The organism is Streptomyces sp. NPDC006259 (assembly GCF_042870975.1).
Classification (GTDB): domain Bacteria; phylum Actinomycetota; class Actinomycetes; order Streptomycetales; family Streptomycetaceae; genus Streptomyces.
Window position 1 is genome coordinate 369,648 of sequence record NZ_JBIAHY010000008.1, and the last position, 19,321, is coordinate 388,968.

The 19,321-nt window shown below is 72.0% G+C and carries 18 protein-coding genes; 11 read left to right on the forward strand and 7 right to left on the reverse strand.

What is annotated here, in order from left to right; translation table 11 throughout:
- Positions 1–1,250 precede the first annotated feature (1,250 nt).
- The 7 genes from ACFYO5_RS31475 (at position 1,251) to pstB (ending at position 9,712) form a co-directional block, all read left to right on the forward strand.
- Positions 1,251–3,482 (forward strand): RNA degradosome polyphosphate kinase, encoded by a 2,232-nt coding sequence (locus ACFYO5_RS31475; RefSeq protein ID WP_356568989.1) that lies wholly within the window; start codon positions 1,251–1,253, stop codon positions 3,480–3,482.
- Positions 3,463–4,719 carry a CHAD domain-containing protein gene (locus ACFYO5_RS31480; protein WP_388715224.1) on the forward strand — a complete coding sequence of 419 codons (1,257 nt, stop codon included), beginning with the start codon at positions 3,463–3,465 and terminating at the stop codon, positions 4,717–4,719. Before ACFYO5_RS31475 ends, ACFYO5_RS31480 begins: the two co-directional genes overlap by 20 nt.
- A 92-nt stretch (positions 4,720–4,811) precedes the next feature.
- Positions 4,812–5,297 carry an NUDIX hydrolase gene (locus tag ACFYO5_RS31485; protein WP_388715227.1) on the forward strand — a complete coding sequence of 162 codons (486 nt, stop codon included), beginning with the start codon at positions 4,812–4,814 and terminating at the stop codon, positions 5,295–5,297.
- A 232-nt stretch (positions 5,298–5,529) separates the two neighbouring features.
- A complete protein-coding gene (pstS, locus tag ACFYO5_RS31490) occupies positions 5,530–6,657 on the forward strand; it encodes a phosphate ABC transporter substrate-binding protein PstS (RefSeq protein WP_388715230.1) in 1,128 nt (375 codons plus the stop codon).
- Between the two features lie 139 nt (positions 6,658–6,796).
- A complete protein-coding gene (gene pstC, locus ACFYO5_RS31495) occupies positions 6,797–7,804 on the forward strand; it encodes a phosphate ABC transporter permease subunit PstC (protein WP_356568981.1) in 1,008 nt (335 codons plus the stop codon).
- Positions 7,801–8,862: a phosphate ABC transporter permease PstA gene (gene pstA / locus ACFYO5_RS31500; RefSeq protein ID WP_356568979.1), complete on the forward strand. Its 1,062-nt coding sequence runs from the start codon at positions 7,801–7,803 to the stop codon at positions 8,860–8,862. Before pstC ends, pstA begins: the two co-directional genes overlap by 4 nt.
- A 73-nt stretch (positions 8,863–8,935) precedes the next feature.
- On the forward strand, positions 8,936–9,712 hold the full coding sequence (gene pstB, locus ACFYO5_RS31505; protein ID WP_388715234.1) for a phosphate ABC transporter ATP-binding protein PstB: 777 nt from the start codon (positions 8,936–8,938) through the stop codon (positions 9,710–9,712).
- 303 nt (positions 9,713–10,015) lie between these two features.
- On the opposite strand, the gene ACFYO5_RS31510 is transcribed toward pstB, so the two are convergent.
- Positions 10,016–11,014: an inorganic phosphate transporter gene (locus tag ACFYO5_RS31510; RefSeq protein WP_356568975.1), complete on the reverse strand. Its 999-nt coding sequence runs from the start codon at positions 11,012–11,014 to the stop codon at positions 10,016–10,018.
- 7 nt (positions 11,015–11,021) lie between these two features.
- Positions 11,022–11,642 (reverse strand): DUF47 domain-containing protein, encoded by a 621-nt coding sequence (locus tag ACFYO5_RS31515; protein ID WP_073496855.1) that lies wholly within the window; start codon positions 11,640–11,642, stop codon positions 11,022–11,024.
- A gap of 224 nt (positions 11,643–11,866) precedes the next feature.
- On the opposite strand from ACFYO5_RS31515, the gene ACFYO5_RS31520 reads away from it, so the two are divergent.
- Positions 11,867–12,208, forward strand: a complete 342-nt coding sequence (locus ACFYO5_RS31520; RefSeq protein WP_356568973.1) for a metal-sensitive transcriptional regulator — start codon at positions 11,867–11,869, stop codon at positions 12,206–12,208.
- A 25-nt stretch (positions 12,209–12,233) separates the two neighbouring features.
- Here ACFYO5_RS31520 and ACFYO5_RS31525 read toward each other — a convergent pair whose 3' ends face one another.
- Both ACFYO5_RS31525 and ACFYO5_RS31530 read right to left on the reverse strand, forming a co-directional pair.
- Positions 12,234–12,407 (reverse strand): hypothetical protein, encoded by a 174-nt coding sequence (locus ACFYO5_RS31525; protein WP_356568971.1) that lies wholly within the window; start codon positions 12,405–12,407, stop codon positions 12,234–12,236.
- Between the two features lie 153 nt (positions 12,408–12,560).
- Complete coding sequence (locus ACFYO5_RS31530) at positions 12,561–13,397, reverse strand: hypothetical protein (RefSeq protein WP_388715239.1); 837 nt, start codon at positions 13,395–13,397, stop codon at positions 12,561–12,563.
- Positions 13,398–13,539: 142 nt separating this feature from the next.
- On the opposite strand from ACFYO5_RS31530, the gene ACFYO5_RS31535 reads away from it, so the two are divergent.
- Both ACFYO5_RS31535 and ACFYO5_RS31540 read left to right on the forward strand, forming a co-directional pair.
- Positions 13,540–13,713, forward strand: coding sequence for a hypothetical protein (locus ACFYO5_RS31535; protein WP_388715242.1), 174 nt, complete (start codon positions 13,540–13,542; stop codon positions 13,711–13,713).
- Positions 13,714–13,799: 86 nt separating this feature from the next.
- The gene (locus ACFYO5_RS31540; protein ID WP_388715244.1) at positions 13,800–15,380 is read left to right on the forward strand and encodes an FAD-binding oxidoreductase; all 1,581 of its coding nucleotides are present in this window, start codon (positions 13,800–13,802) and stop codon (positions 15,378–15,380) included.
- Between the two features lie 78 nt (positions 15,381–15,458).
- Here the strand turns inward: ACFYO5_RS31540 and ACFYO5_RS31545 are convergent, their stop codons facing one another.
- Positions 15,459–16,169 (reverse strand): phosphatase PAP2 family protein, encoded by a 711-nt coding sequence (locus ACFYO5_RS31545; protein WP_356568964.1) that lies wholly within the window; start codon positions 16,167–16,169, stop codon positions 15,459–15,461.
- Positions 16,170–16,406: 237 nt separating this feature from the next.
- Complete coding sequence (locus ACFYO5_RS31550) at positions 16,407–17,414, reverse strand: bifunctional lytic transglycosylase/C40 family peptidase (RefSeq protein WP_356568962.1); 1,008 nt, start codon at positions 17,412–17,414, stop codon at positions 16,407–16,409.
- 268 nt (positions 17,415–17,682) lie between these two features.
- Here ACFYO5_RS31550 and ACFYO5_RS31555 point away from each other — a divergent pair, with 268 nt between their 5' ends.
- Positions 17,683–18,441: a carbonic anhydrase gene (locus tag ACFYO5_RS31555; protein ID WP_388715248.1), complete on the forward strand. Its 759-nt coding sequence runs from the start codon at positions 17,683–17,685 to the stop codon at positions 18,439–18,441.
- Here the strand turns inward: ACFYO5_RS31555 and ACFYO5_RS31560 are convergent.
- Positions 18,402–19,235 (reverse strand): trypsin-like serine peptidase, encoded by an 834-nt coding sequence (locus ACFYO5_RS31560; RefSeq protein WP_388715251.1) that lies wholly within the window; start codon positions 19,233–19,235, stop codon positions 18,402–18,404. The genes ACFYO5_RS31555 and ACFYO5_RS31560 overlap by 40 nt on opposite strands.
- Positions 19,236–19,321 lie beyond the last annotated feature (86 nt).

Below are 19,321 nucleotides of genomic sequence, written 5' to 3' on the forward strand. Positions count from 1 at the left end.
CGCTCCCCGCGCCCGCACACGGGCCCCGCCCGGCTCCCGACACCTCCCGACAGCTCCCGGGCTCCCGGCTCCGCACCCCCGCTCCGGCCCCACCCGTCACAGCGCGCCCCCTCGCCCCGCACCCGCTCCCCGTCTGCCGCCGTGCCTCCTGCGCCTACACCGCCCCGACCTGCTCACCATCCCGGTCGCCCTCGCTCTGGCCGCCCCGCCGCCGGTGCCCGCAGGGACCTGCCGTGGCGCCGTAGGCTGCCCGCCGCCGCCACGGTCGCCCCCGCCCCCGCCCGCGCCGCCCGACGCTCGCCGCCCCGCCCTGGCCGCCCCGCCGCCCGCACGGACCCGTCGTGACGCCGTAGGCTGCCCGCGCCGGTCGCCCGACCGGGCGTGACCGTCGCCCCGGGCTCGCCGCCGACCTGGCCATGCCGCATCCGAGGCCGACCGTCACCCGGGTCTCCGGCCTCGCCGGTCACCGGCCTCGACACCGGCTACGTCACGGAGGGCATCGAGGTCGACTCGGGCCTGGTCACCGCCGGTGGGGCGTACATCTCCGACCCCGGCTGCGGGCCGTCCCACCTGAGTGCCGTGCCGAGACGTACGCCAAGCTCGACGTCACCGGCTTCTCGCGGCACGGCGGCGGCCGGCTCAAGGACGCTGGTGGTCAGCTGGAGGCGGCCTCACCGTCGTCGCCTTCGCCCTGCTCACGCGGTCGCCGGCCACGACGGGCACCACCAGCCGCATCCCGACGCCCGCCCCCGAGGCGGCCACCGCCCGACCACCGTCATCACCGCACACGCCCGCCCTGCGAAGCCCCCACCCGCCTCAGCGAACCCCCGCCGGCCCTGCGAAACCCCCACCCGCCTCAGCGAACCCCCGCCACTCCGGTGAGCCCCACCACCTCGGCAAGCCCGCCCCCCGAAGCCCCCACCGCACCCCCGCAGGCCCCCAGTAGGCCCCCAGTAGGCCCCCCGCAAGCTCCCACAGGCCCCCACAGGCCTCCGCAGACCCCCCGAGCCTCACCCACCCGCAGCCGTCAGCCAGCCCCACCCACCCCCGCAGGCCGCCGCCAGATATCCCGCACGCCATGTCTCCGTAACCACCGGTTCAGACGGCCTTGCGAGGCTCGGGCAATGAACCGCGCCGTGCCCGAGCCCTCGCCGCCCCCCGAGGACGAACTCCGCGCCGGGAACGCCGCCGCGCTCCCCCGCGCGCGTTCCGACGCGCCTGTGTCGCTGTCGGCGCGGAAGAATAGGTCCATGAGCCAGTCGAACGCCCAGGCCAAGGTCCAGCACGAGCAGCCCTCCGTGGGCTCCATAGCCGCGCACCGCCCGCACACGGTGGCCGCCGTGGTCTCCGATCTGGAACCCGACATCGACGCCGACCTCGACGGCTACGAGGAGTCGCCGTACGACGGGCCCCAGCTTCCCCAGGGTCGCTTCCTCGACCGGGAGCGCAGTTGGCTGGCGTTCAACGAGCGGGTTCTCGAACTCGCCGAGGACCCCAACACGCCCCTGCTGGAACGGGCCAACTTCCTCGCCATCTTCGCGAGCAACCTCGACGAGTTCTTCATGGTCCGGGTGGCCGGCCTCAAGCGCCGTATCGCCACCGGCGTGGCCACCCGCTCCGCCTCCGGCCTCCAGCCGCGCGAGGTGCTGGAGATGATCTGGGCCCGCTCCCGCGAGCTGATGGCGCGGCACGCCGCCTGCTACCACGAGGACATCGCGCCGGCCCTCGCCCAGGAGGGCATCCACCTGGTCCGCTGGGGAGAGCTGACGGAGAAGGAGCAGGCCCGCCTCTTCACCCTGTTCCGGCACCAGATCTTCCCGGTGCTGACGCCCCTGGCGGTCGACCCGGCGCACCCCTTCCCGTACATCTCGGGTCTCTCCCTGAACCTCGCGGTGATCGTGCGCAACCCGGTCAGCGGGCACAAGCACTTCGCGCGCGTGAAGGTGCCGCCGCTGCTGTCCCGCTTCCTGGAGTGCTCCCCGGGCCGTTACGTCCCCGTCGAGGACGTCATCGCCGCCCACCTGGAGGAGCTGTTCCCGGGCATGGAGGTGCTGGAGAGCCACGCCTTCCGCCTCACCCGCAACGAAGACCTCGAGGTCGAGGAGGACGACGCCGAGAACCTCCTCCAGGCCCTGGAGAAGGAACTCATGCGGCGCCGCTTCGGGCCGCCGGTGCGCCTGGAGGTGGAGGAGTCCATCGACCGCGAGGTGCTCGACCTGCTGGTGCGCGAGCTGAAGATCGGCGAGGCCGAGGTGTACCCGCTGCCGGGCCCCCTGGACCTCACCGGCCTCTTCCGCATCCACGGCCTGGACCGGCCCGAGCTGAAGTACCGCAAGTTCGTCGCGGGCGTCCACCGCGACCTGGCGGAGGTCGAGTCGGCCTCGGAGCCCGACATATTCGCCGCGCTGCGCAACCGTGACGTGCTGCTGCACCACCCGTACGACTCGTTCTCCACCTCCGTGCAGGCGTTCCTCCAGCAGGCGGCCGACGACCCGGACGTCCTCGCCATCAAGCAGACCCTGTACCGGACCTCCGGCGACTCCCCGATAGTGGACGCGCTCATCGACGCCGCCGAGTCCGGCAAGCAGGTCCTCGTCCTGGTCGAGATCAAGGCCCGCTTCGACGAGCACGCCAACATCAAGTGGGCGCGCAAGCTGGAGGAGGCCGGCTGCCACGTCGTCTACGGCCTCGTCGGCCTGAAGACCCACTGCAAGTTGTCCCTGGTGGTCCGCCAGGAGGGTGAGACGCTACGGCGTTACAGCCACGTCGGTACCGGCAACTACCACCCGAAGACGGCCCGCCTGTACGAGGACCTCGGCCTGCTCACCGCCGACCCGCAGGTCGGCGCGGACCTCTCCGACCTCTTCAACCGGCTCTCCGGCTACTCCCGCCGCGAGACCTACCGCCGGCTGCTGGTGGCCCCCAAGTCCCTGCGCGACGGCCTGATCTCGCGGATCGACAAGGAGGTCCAGCACCATCGCGCCGGACGTCCCGCCCACGTCCGCATCAAGGTCAACTCGATGGTGGACGAGGCGATCATCGACGCCCTCTACCGGGCCTCGCAGGCCGGTGTCCCGGTCGATGTCTGGGTGCGCGGCATCTGCGCCGTGCGGCCGGGCGTGCCGGGCCTGTCGGAGAACATCCGGGTCCGTTCGATCCTCGGCCGTTTCCTGGAGCACTCGCGGGTGTTCGGCTTCGGCAACGGCGGCGAGCCCGAGGTGTGGATCGGCAGCGCCGACATGATGCACCGCAACCTCGACCGTCGCATCGAGGCGCTGGTCAGGGTCGTCGACCCGGCCCACCGCGCGGCCCTGAACCGGCTCCTGGAGACCGGCATGTCGGACTCCACCGCCTCCTGGCACCTCGGTCCGGACGGCGAGTGGACCCGGCACGCCACCGACGCGGACGGCCAACCCCTGCGCAACGTCCAGGAGATGCTCATAGACGCCCGGAGGCGCCGGCGTGGCACAGCGACACCATGACCTGACGGACCGTGCGGCCGGGCCCACCGCCCGGCCCGTGACCGGGGAGGCCCTCGCGGGCTATCTCCGGGGCCAGGCGACCGAGTTCCTCCGCGCGCTGCGCCTGCACCGGGAGGCCGGCGGCGGGCCGAACGGCTCGGGAGGCGGCACGGCGGACGCCGTCGACGCGGCGCGCGCCCTGCGCCGCTCGGCCCGCCGGATCAGCGGCAGCCTGCACACCTTCCGCCCGCTGCTCGACCCCGGCTGGACGGAGGAGATCCGTCCCGAACTGGCCTGGCTGTCGGGCACCCTGGCGGTGGAGCACGCCTGCGAGTCCCGCCTGGAGCGGCTGCTGCTCGCACTGCACCGGCTGTCGGGGACGACGGCGGTACCGACGCAGGCCCTGGGGACGGGAGGGGGAACAACCCCCGCGACGGCGCTGTCCGTGGCGATGGCCCCCGAGCCGGCCGTCCCCGCGGGAACGGCCCCCGCCACAGCCCTGGCCGCGGCCGCGGCCCCCGGCACAGCCGCGTCGGCGGCGACAGCCACGGCCTCAGCCCCGGCCACGGCACGGAAAGCCGGCGCCACGCCCGACCGCGCCACCCCCGACCACGCAGCCCCCGACCGCGGCAACCTCACCGTGGGCGCGGCCAAGGCGGGCGCCCTCCTCGACCGTCAGCTCACCCTCGCCCGCACCCGGGCCCACTCCACCGCTCTCCAGGCCCTCGGGTCCTCCCGCTTCCACGCCGTCGCGGACAAGGTCGCCGTCCTGGCCAGCGAGGTCCCCCTCCTGCCGCGGGCCGCCGGCGCCGATCCGCGCCCGCTGGCCGCCGCGGCCGAGGAGCGCCTCGCGGAAGCGGTGGCCGCGCTGCCCCTGGTGACCGCGGGCCATCCGTACAACGCGGAGGCGCTGGTCCACGGGTTGTCCCCGGACCCGTCCCCGCACCCGCAGGACGCCCCCTGGCACCAGGTCCGCCTCCTGCTGCGTCTGCACCGGTACGCCCTGGAGGCGCTGCACGGCGACGACGCCCCGCCGGACGTCCGGCTGCTCTCGGCGGGCCGGGCCCTCGACCGTCACCGCGACGCCTCGGAGGCCGCGGCCGCGGCGGCCCACGCGGCCCGTACGCCCCGCATCGCCCCGGCCACGGCGTACGCGCTGGGCGTGCTGCACGCGGACCAACGGCACGAGGTGGAGGCGGCCCGTTACGCATTCCAGCGTGCGTGGCAGACGCAGACCGTCGCCACCGGCCCGTCGTAGCCCGCGCGGGCCCAGCCGGCCCGTCGTAGCCCGCGGGCCCAGCCGGCCCGTCGTAGCCCGCGCATGCCCAGCCCTCCAGGAGGCGGTGACCGGTGAACCATCCCGACAGCACTCCCGACGGCAGCACTTCCGACGGCACTCCCGACAACCCTCCCGACGGCGGCTGCGGCGCGACTCCCGTCCGGGCGGCCGGCTGCGTCCTGTGGCGCCGGTCCCCGTCCGACGGCGAGCTGTTGATCTGCCTCGTCCACCGGCCGAAGTACGACGACTGGTCGCATCCCAAGGGGAAGCTCAGGCGCGGCGAGGACTGGCTGGCGTGCGCCGTGCGGGAGGTGGCCGAGGAGACGGGACGTACGGCGCGCCCGGGAGCCCGGCTGCCCACGGTCCGCTATCTCGTCCAGGGCCGCCCCAAGGAGGTCCGCTACTGGGCGGCCGAGGCAGGCGCCGGCCGGTTCGTCCCGAACGACGAGGTGGACCGCGTGGTGTGGCTGTCCCCGTCGGCCGCCCGTGACCGCCTCACCCGGCCGAGGGACCGCGACCTCGTGGACGCACTGCTCAGCGCTCTGGGCCTGGCCTAGCCGGGGCCCGGACCGGAATCACGCTGTGTCCCCGACGTGAGCGTTCCGTGACCTAACCACACCGCCTCCAGGGGTTCACCCCGCGTTCATTCAGGCCCATAGGCGGCTTCACCTGTTCTGCCTAGTTTCGGCCTTACCCGGTGCGGTGCGCGTCCTCGCGGAAGCGTTCGCGCCGCCCAGTCTTCGCACGCCGCCGGATTCAGGACGGCGGCTTCTGGAAGGATCTCCCCAAGTGACGCTTCAGCGCATGAACCGGCGGGCCCTCACCCTCGGTGCTCTCGCCGTCTCCGGCGCCCTGGCCCTCACGGCGTGCGGCTCGGACGACACCGGCTCCGGCAGCGGCGCCAGCTCCGCGGCCGCCACCGGCGCCAGTGACATCAAGTGCGACGACGCCCAGGGTCAGCTCCTCGCCGACGGCTCCTCCGCGCAGAAGAACGCGATCGACGCCTGGGTCAAGAACTTCACCCAGGCCTGCAACCGGGTCCAGGTCAACTACAAGGGCTCCGGTTCCGGCGCCGGCATCACCGCGTTCACGCAGGGCACGGTCGCCTTCGCCGGCTCCGACTCCGCGCTGAAGCCCGAAGAGGTCACCGCCTCCAAGAAGGTCTGCGCCGGCGGCCAGGGCATCGACCTGCCGATGGTGGCGGGACCGATCGCCGTCGCGTACAACCTGTCCGGTGTCGAGAACCTCGTCCTGGACGCGCCGACCCTGGCGAAGATCTTCGACGGCAAGATCAAGAACTGGAACGACGCGGCCATCGCCAAGCTCAACCCCGGCGCGAAGCTTCCCGACCTCCAGATCCAGCCGTACCACCGCTCGGACGAGTCCGGCACCACGGACAACTTCACGAAGTACCTGATCGCCGCCGCCCCGAACGACTGGAAGTACTCCGGCGGCAAGGCCTGGCAGGCCAAGGGCGGCCAGTCCGCGTCCGGTTCCTCCGGTGTCGCCCAGGGCGTCAAGCAGACCAACGGCGCCATCGGCTACATGGAGCTGTCGTACGCCAAGGACGGTCTGGGCACCGTCGCCCTGAACACGGGGGCCGCCGCCCCGGTCAAGGCCTCCTCCGACGCCGCCACCAAGGCCGTCGCGGCCGCCAAGGTCGTCGGCACGGGCAACGACCTGGCGCTGAAGATCGACTACACCAGCAAGGCCGAAGGCGCCTACCCGATCACCCTGGTGACGTACGAGATCGTCTGCGACAAGGGCAACAAGGCCGACACCCTGCCCGCCACCAAGGCCTTCCTGCGCTACCTGGCCAGCGAGCAGGGCCAGGGCATCCTCTCGGGCATCGACTACGCGCCGATCCCCGACACCATCATCACCAAGGTCCGCACCACCGTCGAGGGCCTGAGCTGATCTGAAGGCGCGGTCCGGCGCCGAGGTCATCACCCGGCCCGGACCGCGCCGTCCGGTGCACCGCCGCCAGGGGCCGCACGCACACCCGGCCCCGCCCGAGCCGCCCACCCACGAGCGGCTCCGCAGACCGGAGAACCCCATGGACGCAACGACACAGACGACCGAAGCACCTCCACCCACGGCCCCGCCCGCCACCGCCGAGCACAAGCGCGCGGCACGCGGCGCCACCCGACCCGGTGACCGGATCTTCCTCGGTCTCTCCCGCGGGTCGGGCATCCTGCTGCTCGCGATCATGGCCGCGATCGCGGGCTTCCTCGCGTACCGGGCCTCGCTGGCCATCAGCGAGGACGACGCGAACTTCCTCACCGCCTTCGAGTGGAACACCAGCCTGGTCCCGCCGCGGTTCGGCATCGCCGTCCTCGCCTTCGGCACGGTCGTCTCCTCGATCGTGGCCATGGTCCTCGCCGTCCCGATCGCCGTCGCCATCGCGCTGTTCCTCACCCACTACGCCCCGCGCAGGCTGCGCAACCCGATCTCGTACGTGATCGACCTGCTCGCCGCCGTGCCGTCCATCGTGTACGGCCTGTGGGGCGCCCTGATCCTCGTACCGCACATGGACGGCCTGTTCGGCTGGCTGGACGACTACCTGGGCTGGACCGGGATCTTCTCCTGGGACCGGGGCGCCCCGCGTTCGATGCTCACCGTCGGCATCCTCCTGGCGATCATGATCCTGCCGATCATCACCAACGTCAGCCGCGAGGTCTTCCGCCAGGTCCCGCAGATGCACGAGGAGGCCGCCCTGGCCCTCGGCGCCACGCGCTGGGAGGTCGTGCGGATGTCCGTGCTGCCGTTCGGCCGCTCCGGTGTGATCTCCGCGTCGATGCTGGGCCTCGGCCGCGCCCTCGGCGAGACGATGGCCGTCGCCACGGTCCTCTCCCCCGACTTCGACATCCACGCCAGCCTGCTCAACCCGGGCGGCGGCACCTTCGCCCAGAACATCGCCAGCAAGTTCAACGAGGCGAACGAGTTCGGCCGCGACGCGCTCATCGCCTCCGGTCTTGTCCTGTTCGTCATCACCCTGCTGGTCAACGGCGCGGCCCGAGCGATCATCGCCCGCCGCAAGGAGTACTCGGGGGCCAACGCATGAGCCACGCCGTCGTCGACGACCAGCGCCCCAGCAGCCTGCGCGGCGCCAGCCTGCCCACGTGGTCCCCGTGGGCCATCGCGGGCGGTTCGATCGCCCTGGCCGTGGTCATCGGCTGGGCCGGGGGCCTCGGCAGCCGCGTCCAGTGGGGCCTGATCGCCGGCCTCCTCTTCCTCCTGGCCACCTACGGCATCGCCGCCCGCGTCGAGGGCCGCCGCCAGGCCAAGGACCGCATCGCCACCGCCCTGGTCTGGGTCGCCTTCCTGATCGCCGTCGTCCCGCTCGCCTCGCTGGTCTGGGCGACCGTGCAGCGCGGCACGAAGGTCCTGGACGTCTACTTCCTGACGCACTCGATGGGCGTCGTCGCCGACTCGGAGCCCGGCGGCGGTATCTACCACGCCATCCTCGGCAGCCTGGAGCAGGTCGGTCTGGCCACCGTGATCGGCGCCCCGATCGGCATCCTCACCGCGATCTACCTGGTGGAGTACGGGCGCGGCAACCTCGCGCGCGCGGTCACCTTCTTCGTGGACGTCATGACGGGCATCCCGTCGATCGTCGCGGGTCTGTTCATCCTCAGCCTCATGCTGATGTTCGACATGCAGCCCTTCGGCTTCGCGGGCTCCCTGGCGCTGGCCATCCTGATGATGCCGGTCGTCGTGCGCTCCACGGAGGAGATGCTCAAGCTCGTGCCCAACGAGCTGCGCGAGGCCTCCCTCGCCCTGGGCGTGCCCAAGTGGCGCACGATCCTGAAGGTGGTCGTCCCGACCTCGATCGGCGGCATCATCACCGGCGTCATGCTGGCGGTGGCCCGTATCGCGGGTGAGACCGCGCCCGTCCTCCTCCTCGTGTTCGGCAACCCGTTCATCAACTCGAACCCGTTCGAGGGGGCGCAGGCGTCCCTGCCGCTGTACATCTACCAGCAGTACTCGCAGAGCGCCGGTTCGCAGGCGGCGTACGACCGCGCCTGGGCGGCATCGCTCACGCTGATCGCCTTCGTGATGATCCTCAACCTGGTGGCCCGCGGCATCGCCCGTTGGAAGGCCCCGAAGACCGGTCGCTGAGCACCGACGTGCGGCTGCCGCCGCGCGGAACCCCCCGGCGACCCTTCAGACTTCTGGAAGTGAAGTAGCAGACATGGCGAAGCGAATCGACGTAAGCGGACTGACCGCGTACTACGGCTCCCACAAGGCGATCGAGGACATCTCGATGACGGTCGAGCCGCGCTCGGTGACGGCGTTCATCGGCCCCTCCGGCTGCGGCAAGTCGACGTTCCTGCGCACCCTGAACCGCATGCACGAGGTGACCTCCGGTGGCCGCGTCGAGGGCAAGGTGCTCCTCGACGACGAGGACCTGTACGGCCACGGCATCGACCCGGTGTCGGTGCGGCGCGAGGTCGGCATGGTGTTCCAGCGCCCGAACCCCTTCCCCACGATGTCGATCTTCGACAACGTGGCCGCGGGCCTGCGGCTGAACGGCAGCTACAAGAAGAACGCGTTGCAGGACGTCGTGGAGAAGTCCCTCAGGGGCGCGAACCTCTGGAACGAGGTGAAGGACCGCCTGAACAAGCCGGGCTCGGGCCTCTCCGGCGGCCAGCAGCAGCGGCTGTGCATCGCGCGCGCGATCGCGGTGGAGCCGAACGTCCTGCTGATGGACGAGCCGTGCTCCGCGCTCGACCCGATCTCCACCCTCGCCATCGAGGACCTGATCGGCGAGCTGAAGGAGCGCTTCACGATCGTCATCGTGACGCACAACATGCAGCAGGCGGCCCGCGTCTCCGACCGCACGGCCTTCTTCAACCTGTCGGCCGTCGGCCGGCCCGGCCGGCTGATCGAGATCGACGACACCGAGCGCATCTTCTCCAACCCGTCGGTCCAGGCCACCGAGGACTACATCTCGGGCCGCTTCGGCTAGGCCTCCCGTCCCACCCTTCCCCCGGGTCCGGCCTCTCCTCCGGCCCTTCCCCCGGATCCGGCCTCTCCTCCGGCCTCTCCTCCGGCCTCTCCTCCGGGCCTTCCCCGGGTCCGGCCTCTCCTCCGGGCCTTTCGTACGGCCTTTCTCCGGACCGGGTCGGCCCCGATCAGGGCGGAGGGGTCCGGAGGGCCAAGACCCCTCGCGGTGCTGCATGGCGGTGCCACCGCGAGGACGCAGAGAGCCCGCCCCCTGGCTCCCGGGGGGCGGGCTCGTGCGTGGTGTGTGGGGGGGGAGGGCCGGGGCCTACAGAACCGCCAGGTCGACGATCCAGAAGGCGCAGGCCGCGACGGCCGCCGCCGCCGGCATGGTGATGAACCAGCCGAGCACGATGTTCTTGGCGACGCCCCAGCGCACGGCGTTGACCCGCTTGGTCGCGCCCACGCCCATGATCGCCGAGGTGATGACGTGCGTCGTCGAGATCGGCGCCTTGAAGAGGAACGCGGAGACGAACATGATCGAGGCGCCGGTCGTCTCGGCCGCGAAGCCCTGCGGCGGGTCCAGCTCGATGATCTTGCGCCCCAGCGTCCGCATGATCCGCCACCCGCCGGCGTACGTGCCGAGTGACAGCATCACCGCACAGGCGATCTTCACCCACACCGGAATCGGGTCGTCGGCACTCTGCACATCGCCGATGACGAGCGCCATCACCACGATGCCCATCGTCTTCTGGGCGTCCTGAAGACCGTGCCCGAGCGCCATCCCGGCCGCCGACACCGTCTGCGCGATCCGGAAACCACGCTTGGCCTTGTGCGGGTTGGACCGGCGGAACAGCCACATGATCGCGCACATCACCAGGTATCCGGCGACCAGTCCGACGACCGGCGAGACGAACATGGGGATGACGACCTTGTCCAGCACGCCGGACCAGATGACCTCCGTACCGCCCGCCAGCGCCGCGCCCACCATGCCGCCGAACAGCGCGTGGGAGGAGGACGACGGCAGACCGAAGTACCAGGTGACGAGGTTCCAGACGATGGCGCCGACGAGCGCCGCGAAGAGGATGCCCATCCCCTTCGAGCCCTCGGGCGTCTCGATCAGGCCCTTGCTGACGGTGTGCGCGACCCCGCTGCCGAGGAACGCGCCCGCGAGGTTCATCACCGCGGCCATGGCGAGCGCCGCCCGCGGGGTCAGCGCCCGCGTCGACACCGACGTGGCGATGGCGTTCGCCGAGTCGTGGAAGCCGTTCGTGTACGTGAATCCGAGCGCGACCCCGATGGTCACGATCAGTGCGAAGGTGTCCATGAAAGGGTCAGGACTCCTTGACCGCGATGGTCTCCACCGTGTTCGCCACGTGCTCGAAGGCGTCCGCGGCCTCCTCCAGCACGTCCACGATCTGCTTGAGCTTCAGCACCTCGATCGCTTCGTACTTGCCGTTGAAGAGGTGGGCGAGCAGCTTGCGGTGGATCTGGTCGGCCTGGTTCTCGAGCCGGTTGACCTCGATCCAGTACTCGGTGAGGTTGGACATGGTCCGCAGGTTCGGCATGGCCTCGGCGGTCAGCTCGGCCGCCCGCGCCAGCACCTCGATCTGCTGCTCGACGCCCTTGGGCAGTTCCTCGACGTTGTAGAGGACGACGAGGTCGACGGCCTCCTCCATGAAGTCCATGATGTCGTCGAGGGACGACGCGAGGTTGTAGATGTCCTCGCGGTCGAACGGCGTGATGAAGGAGGAGTTCAGCTGGTGGAAGATCGCGTGCGTCGCGTCGTCACCGGCGTGCTCCGCGGCCCGCATACGCTCCGCGATCTCGGCCCGGCCGGCGGTGTCCGCCCCGAGCAGTTCCATGAGGAGTTTCGAGCCCGTGACGATGTTGTCCGCGGACGCGGCGAACATGTCGTAGAAGCTCGTCTCCCTGGGGGTCAGACGAAAGCGCACGTGGGGTCCTCAGGATGCATGGGTTTCGGTCAGGCTGATGCTAGGCGCATCATCCGGCCACGGCTAATGGGCCGTCCACCAGTGTCGCCCATCGAGCACGGCGACCGGCAGCGGGGCCGCCCGGTGGTCCGGTCCACGGTCCGCCGACAGCGGCGGGCACAGGCCCTATACCCTGCGAAGTTCGGTACCATATACCCAGTAGGGGTATACGTCTGGAGGATGCGATGACGACCACCGAGGCCGGGGCGGCCACCGAAGAGGTCGTGACCGACCACGACCGCGGTGTGCACGGCTACCACCAGCAGAAGGACGAGCACCTCAAGCGCCTGCGCCGCATCGAGGGCCAGATCCGGGGTTTGCAGCGCATGGTCGAGGAGGACACCTACTGCATCGACATACTCACCCAGGTGTCCGCCTCCACCAAGGCGTTGCAGTCCTTCGCGCTGCAACTGCTGGAGGAGCACCTGCGCCACTGCGTCGCCGACGCGGCCGTCAAGGGTGGCGACGAGATCGACGCGAAGGTGGCGGAGGCCACGAAAGCCATCGGCCGCCTGCTGCGCACCTGACCCGCGCGCCGGCCGGACCCTCGCCTCAGCCGGCGCGGGCCTCCCGCTCCTCGGCCACCCTCAGCACCGCGTCGATGCTCTCCAGACTGAGCCGGTCCTCGGCGGCGGAGGCCGCGATGATCAGCTCCCCGCACAGTTCGATCTCGGCGAGGGCCACGTGGTCCTGAACCGCCGTACCGCCGACCGGAGCCACGCGCATCACCTCGTCCCTGCCGTCACCGGCTTCCTAGAGTAGGGAGCGGCGTACAGCCCGCGCATGGCACGGACGGGCTAGTCCTCATACCGGTTCCATGGCCGGATCCGGCCCCCACCGGACGGCCGGGCCGGGTTCCCGCCCCGGCGCCGGCCCCGTTCACTCCTCGGCGATCCGCCCGGCGTAGATGTCCGCCGCCGCCGGCAGCCGTACGTCGACCGGGGCCCCGAAGTCGTAGAGCAGCGTCGTCGAGGCCACCACGACGGCCTCCTTGCGCCGGCCGTTGACGAAGCTGAACCGGTGCCGGACCTTGCGGATGCGCCCCTCGTCGTCGAGGTAGACGTCGAAGGGGACCCGGGCGGTGGCGAACCCTTTCGCCGCCGCGCCCAGCGCGTCCCGCCCGCCCGCCGAGGCGCCCCTCGCGGCCACCGCGAGGTCGGCGACGCCGCGGAAGTGCCGCACCTCGGTCCCCGCCAGCCGGCTCCGGCCCACATAGGTGGCGGTCCGTGTCCCGCGCAGCACCTCGGCGGCGGCGTACGGGTCGGTCGCGCCGCCGGTCACCAGGTTCCCGTCGGACAGCGTCGCCGTGTCCACCCGCACCCATTTGTCGGCGGGCACGCCCGCGCCCCGGTTCTTCATGAACAGCGCTCCGGGCGCGAGGAGTTCGAGGATGGGCCGGTGCTCACTGGTCCCGGCCGGATCCTGCGGGAGGACCACCTTCAGCCGTCCGAGCCGCTGATGGTAGTCGTAGACGCCCTCGCCCCTGATCGTCACGCGGGTCCCGCCGGTGGCCATCTCCATCGACGTCCGGGCCTTGGAACTGCCCGCCGTCACCAGCGCGTCAGCCGCCCGGCGGAGCGTCTCGACCGGGTCCGCGGCGCGGGCGTCCTCGGCGGCCTCCCCGGGACCGGCGCATCCGGCGGCGCCGGCGCAGACCCCGGCCACCAGCCCCGCGACGACCGCCGTACCCCACCGTCGCTGCTGCCGCTGAGCCATCGCCTGTCACTCCCAGCCGGTACGTCCGTCACGGGCCCCGTGTCGTTCCCGATAACGACGGCCGGGTGGCACGCGTCACGCGTGACCGGGGCCGACGGTGGCCGCAGGCGTCGTTTCGCCGAGGCTGGGTACGGTTGTCCGCGTGACCCAGAAGGACCGTCCGGCCCCCTCCCCGCACGCCGGGGAACCCCACACCACGACGACCGTCGAACGCGGCCCCTTCTGCCTGGCCCGCTGCACCTGCGGCTGGCGCGGCCCGGCCCGCAGGGCGAGAAGCCTGGCCCGAGCCGACGCGGCGGGCCACACCCACGACTGACCGTTCCGTTTCCCTCTTCCGGGAACCCGCGGGCCCACGGCCCCGTCTCGCTCCATGAAGGCGACGCAAGGCACAGGCGGTCAGATATGCAACGGCGTACGTTCATCGCAGGCGGCACGGCCGCCGTCGCGGCAGTCGCGACGGCCGCGTGCCGGTCGGACACCGACGGCGGCGGCTCCTCCGCGACCGCGACCGGCTCCGGGACCGGCTCCGGGACCGCGGACGGCAAGATCCCGCTGCGCACCACGAGCGCCGCGACGGCCGCGAACTGGGCCGCCCTCGGACGCTCCCTCGACGGCCCCCTGATCCGTCCGGGCGACGCCTCCTGGACGGCGGCCCGGCAGCTCTACAACACCCGCTTCGACACCCTGAGACCGGCAGCGGTCGCCTACGTCGCCCACACCGACGACATCCGTACGGCCCTCGCCCACGCCCGCGCCCACGGCACGAAGGTCGCCATCCGCAACGGCGGCCACTCCTACGGCGGCTGGTCCTCGGGCAACGGCCGGCTGGTCCTCGACGTCTCCCGGCTGAACCGGGTGCGCGCGAGCGGCGACTCCGCCGTCGTCGGCGCCGGCGCCAAGCTGATCGACGTCTACCGCGCGCTCGCCGCCAAGGGCACGACGATCCCGGCCGGCTCCTGCCCGACGGTCGGCGTCTCCGGGCTGGTCCTGGGCGGCGGCCACGGCGTGGTCTCCCGCGCCTACGGCCTGACCTGCGACAGCCTCACCCGGGCGGTGATCGTCACGGCGGACGGCAGGCAGCGCACCGTCGACGCCACCCACGAGAAGGAACTGTTCTGGGCGCTGCGCGGAGCCGGCAACGGCAACTTCGGTGTCGTCACCGAACTCCACTTCACCACCCACCCGGCCCCCCAGGCGGTGACCGGCCACCTCTCCTGGCCCTGGTCGAAGGCCGCGGCGGTGGTGAGGGCCTGGCAGGAATGGGGCCCGTCCCAGCCCGACGAGATCTGGTCCGCCCTCCATCTGGCGAGCACGCCCGGCGGCACCCCGAAGATCTCCGTCTCCGCCTTCTGCATCGGCACCCACGGCCAGCTCCAGAACGCCGTAGACCGCCTCGCCGGCCGGGTGGGCGCCTCCGCGACGAGCGTGTCACTGCGCCGCCGCTCCTACGAGGAGGCCATGGAGATCTACGCCGGATGCTCCTCCTTCGCCACCGACGCACAGTGCCACCTGCCGGGTTCGACCCCCGGCCGCTCCCCGCGAGGCGCCCTGGGCCGCGAGACGTACGCGGCCCGCTCCGACTTCTTCGACCGCTCCCTCTCGGCGGCCGGCATCCAGACCCTGCTCCAGCAGCTGAGAACCGTCCGCGGCGGCTCGGGCAGCATCGCGCTCACCGCCCTGGGCGGCGCGATCAACCGGGTCTCCCCCACGGCCACCGCCTTCGTCCACCGCCGTTCCAGGATGCTGGCCCAGTACCTCGTGTCCTGGCCCGCGGGCACCCCGGGCACGACGGCCCAGTCCTGGCTCACCACGGCCCACCGCTCCATGGCCCCCCACGCCTCGGGAGCCGCCTACCAGAACTACGCGGACCCCACCCTGACCACGTGGAAGAAGGCGTACTACGGCCCCGCGCTCCCGCGCCTGACCCAGCTGAAACACCGGTACGACCCCGACGGCTTCTTCACCTACGCCCAGTCGCTGTAGACCCGGCGCCGGCGTGCGGCCCGGCGGGGAAGGCATGGCCGCCCGGTCCAGCCCGTCGGCGCGGGGCCACTTCCCGGCCTAGGCGGCCAGATCCCGCTCCTCGGCAGCGGCCTCCAGCCGGGTCCCCGGCACCACGGCGTCGTGGCCGCCCCCGCGAGCGGAACGCGCCCGCACGAGCCACCCCGCCCACCCGGAGCCGTCGACCGCCCTCAGCACGGGCGTCAGCAGCATCGACGCCACCGGCGACAGCAGCAGCGCCACAGCCGTACCGAGCGCGAACCCGCCGACCACGTCCGTCGGGTAGTGCACCCCCATGTAGACCCGGCAGAACCCCTCCGCCAGCCCCAGCCCGAGGCCGACGAGTCCGAACCTGCGGTTGGCGACGAACAGCGCGACCCCCATCGCCATGGTGATCGTCGCGTGGTCGCTCACGAAGGAGTAGTCGGTCTTGCCGGAGACGAGGACCTCGAGCCCCTGGTGATCGAGGAAGGGCCGGGGCCGCTCCACGAATCCGCGTATCGGCACGTTCACCAGCACGGCGACCCCGGCGGCCAACGGCGCCCACACCAGCGCGGCCACCGACGAGGCGGCCTCCTCGGCCGACGCGGGCCGCCGCCGCACGGTCCACCAGCACCAGACCACGAGCAGCACCATCGCCAGCAGCAGCCCGTACTCGCCGACGAACTCGACGATCCGGTCCAGCCAGTGCGGTGCGTCCTTGGCGAGGCCGTTGATGTCATAGAGCAGGTCGACGTCGGGGTTCGACCCGGATGCGGCGAGTCCAGCCATGGTGCTGCGGCCCCTTCGTCGTGTGCTGTGCCCGGCGCGCCTCACGCACGCCGCTCGTACCCATGCCCGTGCTCGCGGATCCGCGTTCGCCGGTCCGTCGGTCACAGGCATCGCTCGGCTACGTCAACAGGAACGCACGGCTCCCGTTGATACGTTCCACTCTCCACCGAATGATCACGCAGACGTTACCGAAGAGAGACACATCACCGCAGCTCAGCGGGCGGGTCGCCGTCCGGTTCAGACCCTGGTGGGGAGTGCTTTCGCGCCATCTTCGGTGACCCGCGTGGCACCGAAGTACTTCCGGGTGTCGATCGGGTCGAACCGGATGACGGCCCCCGTGCGGGGCGCGTCGATCATGTACCCGCCGCCGACGTAGATGCCGACGTGGTCGATGGCCCGGGAGTTGGTGGGATCGGTCGAGAAGAACACCAGATCGCCCGGCAGCAGCTGGTCCCGCGAGGGGTGCGGCCCCGCGTTGTACTGGTCGTTGGCCACCCGGGGCAGGGGGATCCCGACACTCTCGTAGGCCGCCTTCGTCAACCCCGAGCAGTCGAACCGTCCGCCCTGCTCAGGCGTACCGTTCCCGCCCCACAGATACGGCGTCCCCAGCTTCTTCTGCGCGTAGTAGATGGCCCCGGCGGCCTGCTCGGACGGATCGACCCGTGTGACCGGCGCGGCGAAACTCTTCGCCAGCGTGGTGATCGTCTTCACGTAGTTCTGGGTCTCCCGGTACGGCGGCACACCGCCGTACCTGATGACCGCGTAGGCCCCCGCGTTGTAGGACGCCAGCATGTTGTGGGTGGGGTCGCCGGGCACTTTCTCGACGTACGAGGCAAGCTCGCAGTCGTACGTCGCGGCCGATGGAATCGCGTCATTCGGATCCCACACGTCACGGTCGCCGTCCCCGTCGCCGTCGATGCCGTGCGTGGCCCACGTGCCGGGGATGAACTGCGCTATTCCCTGGGCTTTCGCGGGGCTCCTGGCCTGCGGGTTGAATCCGCTCTCCTGGTACAGCTGGGCGGCGAGCAGCGCGGGATCGATGGCGGGGCAGAGGTTGCCCCATTTCTGCACGAGCGCCTGGTACGCGGCGGGCACGGCGCCCTTGGCCAGCCCCACGCTCCTGCCGCCGACGCCGTTGGAGAGGTTCCCGGCGATGACGTACACGCCGATGACGAGCAGCATCACGAAGCTGAGCCCCGCCGCCGTCCCGGCACCCGCCAGGATCCATGCCTTACGCACCGTCAACCGCCCCTCCGGGCCAGGGTTTCCGCCCGCGTCAGTCTAAGAGCTTCCCCCACGGAATCGCTGGCAACCGACGCCCTCACCGCCGGTCGGGCCGCTCCCGCGGGGCGCCGCCTCCCACCGTCACCGCCCCCGGCCCTCTGAAGACACGTCAAAACCCGTCATGGCGCGCGCCAAGCTTTGCCCAACGTTCGGTCGCGGGTTCCCCATCCCCTCCCATGATTGGGCAACCACCGCACCGGATCCAGGACTCGCGCATACGTTCCCCTCCGTGATCCCTGACGCTGACGCCACCCCCCGCTCGCTCCCCGCCCGCCGCGCGCTGCTGCGCGGCAGCCTCGTCGGTGCGATGGCGGCGGGCGGCGCCGCCCTCACCGCGACCGCCGCCAACGCCACCGCCTCCCCTTCCGCCTCGCCCACCCCGCACGCCCCCGCGCCCGCCCGCCCCACGACCGCCGCCGAGGCCCTGCGGGAACTGGCCGCCGGCAACCGCCGCTGGCGCGCCTTCCGGGAGCGGCACCCGGACGAGACCCCGGCGGTCCGGCAGAGCCTGACGCAGGGACAGCACCCGTTCGCCGTCGTCCTCGGCTGCATCGACTCCCGCGTCCCGCCCGAACTGGTCTTCGACCAGGGCCTCGGCGACCTGATGACCGTCCGCACGGCCGGCGAGGTCCTCGACGAGGCCGTCCTCGGCAGCGTCGCGTACGGCGTGCTGGAGCTGGGCATCCCCCTGGTCGTGGTCCTCGGTCACCAGTCCTGCGGAGCCGTGCGCGCGGCCGTCGCGGCGGACCTCTCCGGCGAACGGCTGCCCGCCCACATCCAGTACCTGGCCGACCAGATACGCCCGGTCATCGACCGCACGCGGGAGGGCGACGCCCGCATCGACGCCACCATCGACGCGAACGTGCTCGCCGTCCGCGCCCGGCTCGCCGCCGAACCGGACCTCGCCGCGAAGATCACGGCCGGTCGACTGGCCGTCGTGGGCGCCCGCTACGAGCTGACCACGCAGACCGTCCACCGCCTCTCCTGACCGCCCCTCGGGTCGGAGGACGCCTCCCGGTACAGCGCCGCGGCCTCCGCCCCGAGGACCACGCTGTACGAGACGTCGTCCGTGGCACCCCCCTCCTCATGACCCCCCAGCACCCCCACGACCTCCCCGTACCCGTTGACCCACGGACTGCCGCTGGTGCCCCCGCTGAAGTCCGGGCAGTCGATGCGCTGCTGGGTACGGCTGAGCCGAAGCGGCCTGTTCGTGCAGGTGAGCGGCGCTTCGCGGGAGTCGGGGTAGCCGGTGACGGTCACGTCCGTGGCGCCGACGTCCGTCCGGGTCACGAACCGGTCGGCCCCGACGACATCCTCGACGCGCCTGCCGCCCACCTCCCCGGCCACCGCGAACGCGACGTCGCTGTCCTCGTCACGCCCCTCGGCCCACCCGTCGGGCAGGAAGTCCCGCCGGACGCTCCACACCCCGTAGGGGGCCTTCCCGTCCCGGTATCCGGGGACGAAGACGAGGGCGCCCTGCCCGGCGAGACAGTGCGCGGCGGTGACGAGGAGATCGCGGTGCGGGCTGTGGACCACGGACGCCGTACAGAAGTGCGCGCCGACGAACCCGCCGGCACCCGCCGCGTCGTCCGCGTCGTCCGCGTCGTCCGCGTCGTCCGCGTCGAACAGTGCCCCCACCCGCGCCGCCCCCGACGGCGCCCGCGCGACGACCGTCACCCCGAGCGGACCGGGCCCGTCCCCGGCCGCCGACTCCGATGCGGAGGTGGCCGCCAGCAGTACGAGGCCGAGCAGGGCGGCGTAGGGACGCGGGCTGCGCTTCATCGCACCCACGGTGGCCCACGAAGGTGAGAGCCAGGTCAGACCCGGCTATCGTCCACCTGTCGTCGAGGCCCGTGCGGAAGGAACTC

Excerpts from the sequence above, each read along its gene's own strand:
- ACFYO5_RS31475 (WP_356568989.1), top strand. The coding sequence starts at position 1,251 with ATGAGCCAGTCGAACGCCCAGGCCAAGGTCCAGCACGAGCAGCCCTCC.
- pstC (WP_356568981.1), top strand. The coding sequence starts at position 6,797 with ATGGACGCAACGACACAGACGACCGAAGCACCTCCACCCACGGCCCCG.
- pstA (WP_356568979.1), top strand. The coding sequence starts at position 7,801 with ATGAGCCACGCCGTCGTCGACGACCAGCGCCCCAGCAGCCTGCGCGGC.
- pstB (WP_388715234.1), top strand. The coding sequence starts at position 8,936 with ATGGCGAAGCGAATCGACGTAAGCGGACTGACCGCGTACTACGGCTCC.
- ACFYO5_RS31510 (WP_356568975.1), bottom strand. The coding sequence starts at position 11,014 with ATGGACACCTTCGCACTGATCGTGACCATCGGGGTCGCGCTCGGATTC.
- ACFYO5_RS31520 (WP_356568973.1), top strand. The coding sequence starts at position 11,867 with ATGACGACCACCGAGGCCGGGGCGGCCACCGAAGAGGTCGTGACCGAC.
- ACFYO5_RS31525 (WP_356568971.1), bottom strand. The coding sequence starts at position 12,407 with ATGCGCGTGGCTCCGGTCGGCGGTACGGCGGTTCAGGACCACGTGGCC.
- ACFYO5_RS31530 (WP_388715239.1), bottom strand. The coding sequence starts at position 13,397 with ATGGCTCAGCGGCAGCAGCGACGGTGGGGTACGGCGGTCGTCGCGGGG.
- ACFYO5_RS31540 (WP_388715244.1), top strand. The coding sequence starts at position 13,800 with ATGCAACGGCGTACGTTCATCGCAGGCGGCACGGCCGCCGTCGCGGCA.
- ACFYO5_RS31545 (WP_356568964.1), bottom strand. The coding sequence starts at position 16,169 with ATGGCTGGACTCGCCGCATCCGGGTCGAACCCCGACGTCGACCTGCTC.
- ACFYO5_RS31560 (WP_388715251.1), bottom strand. The coding sequence starts at position 19,235 with ATGAAGCGCAGCCCGCGTCCCTACGCCGCCCTGCTCGGCCTCGTACTG.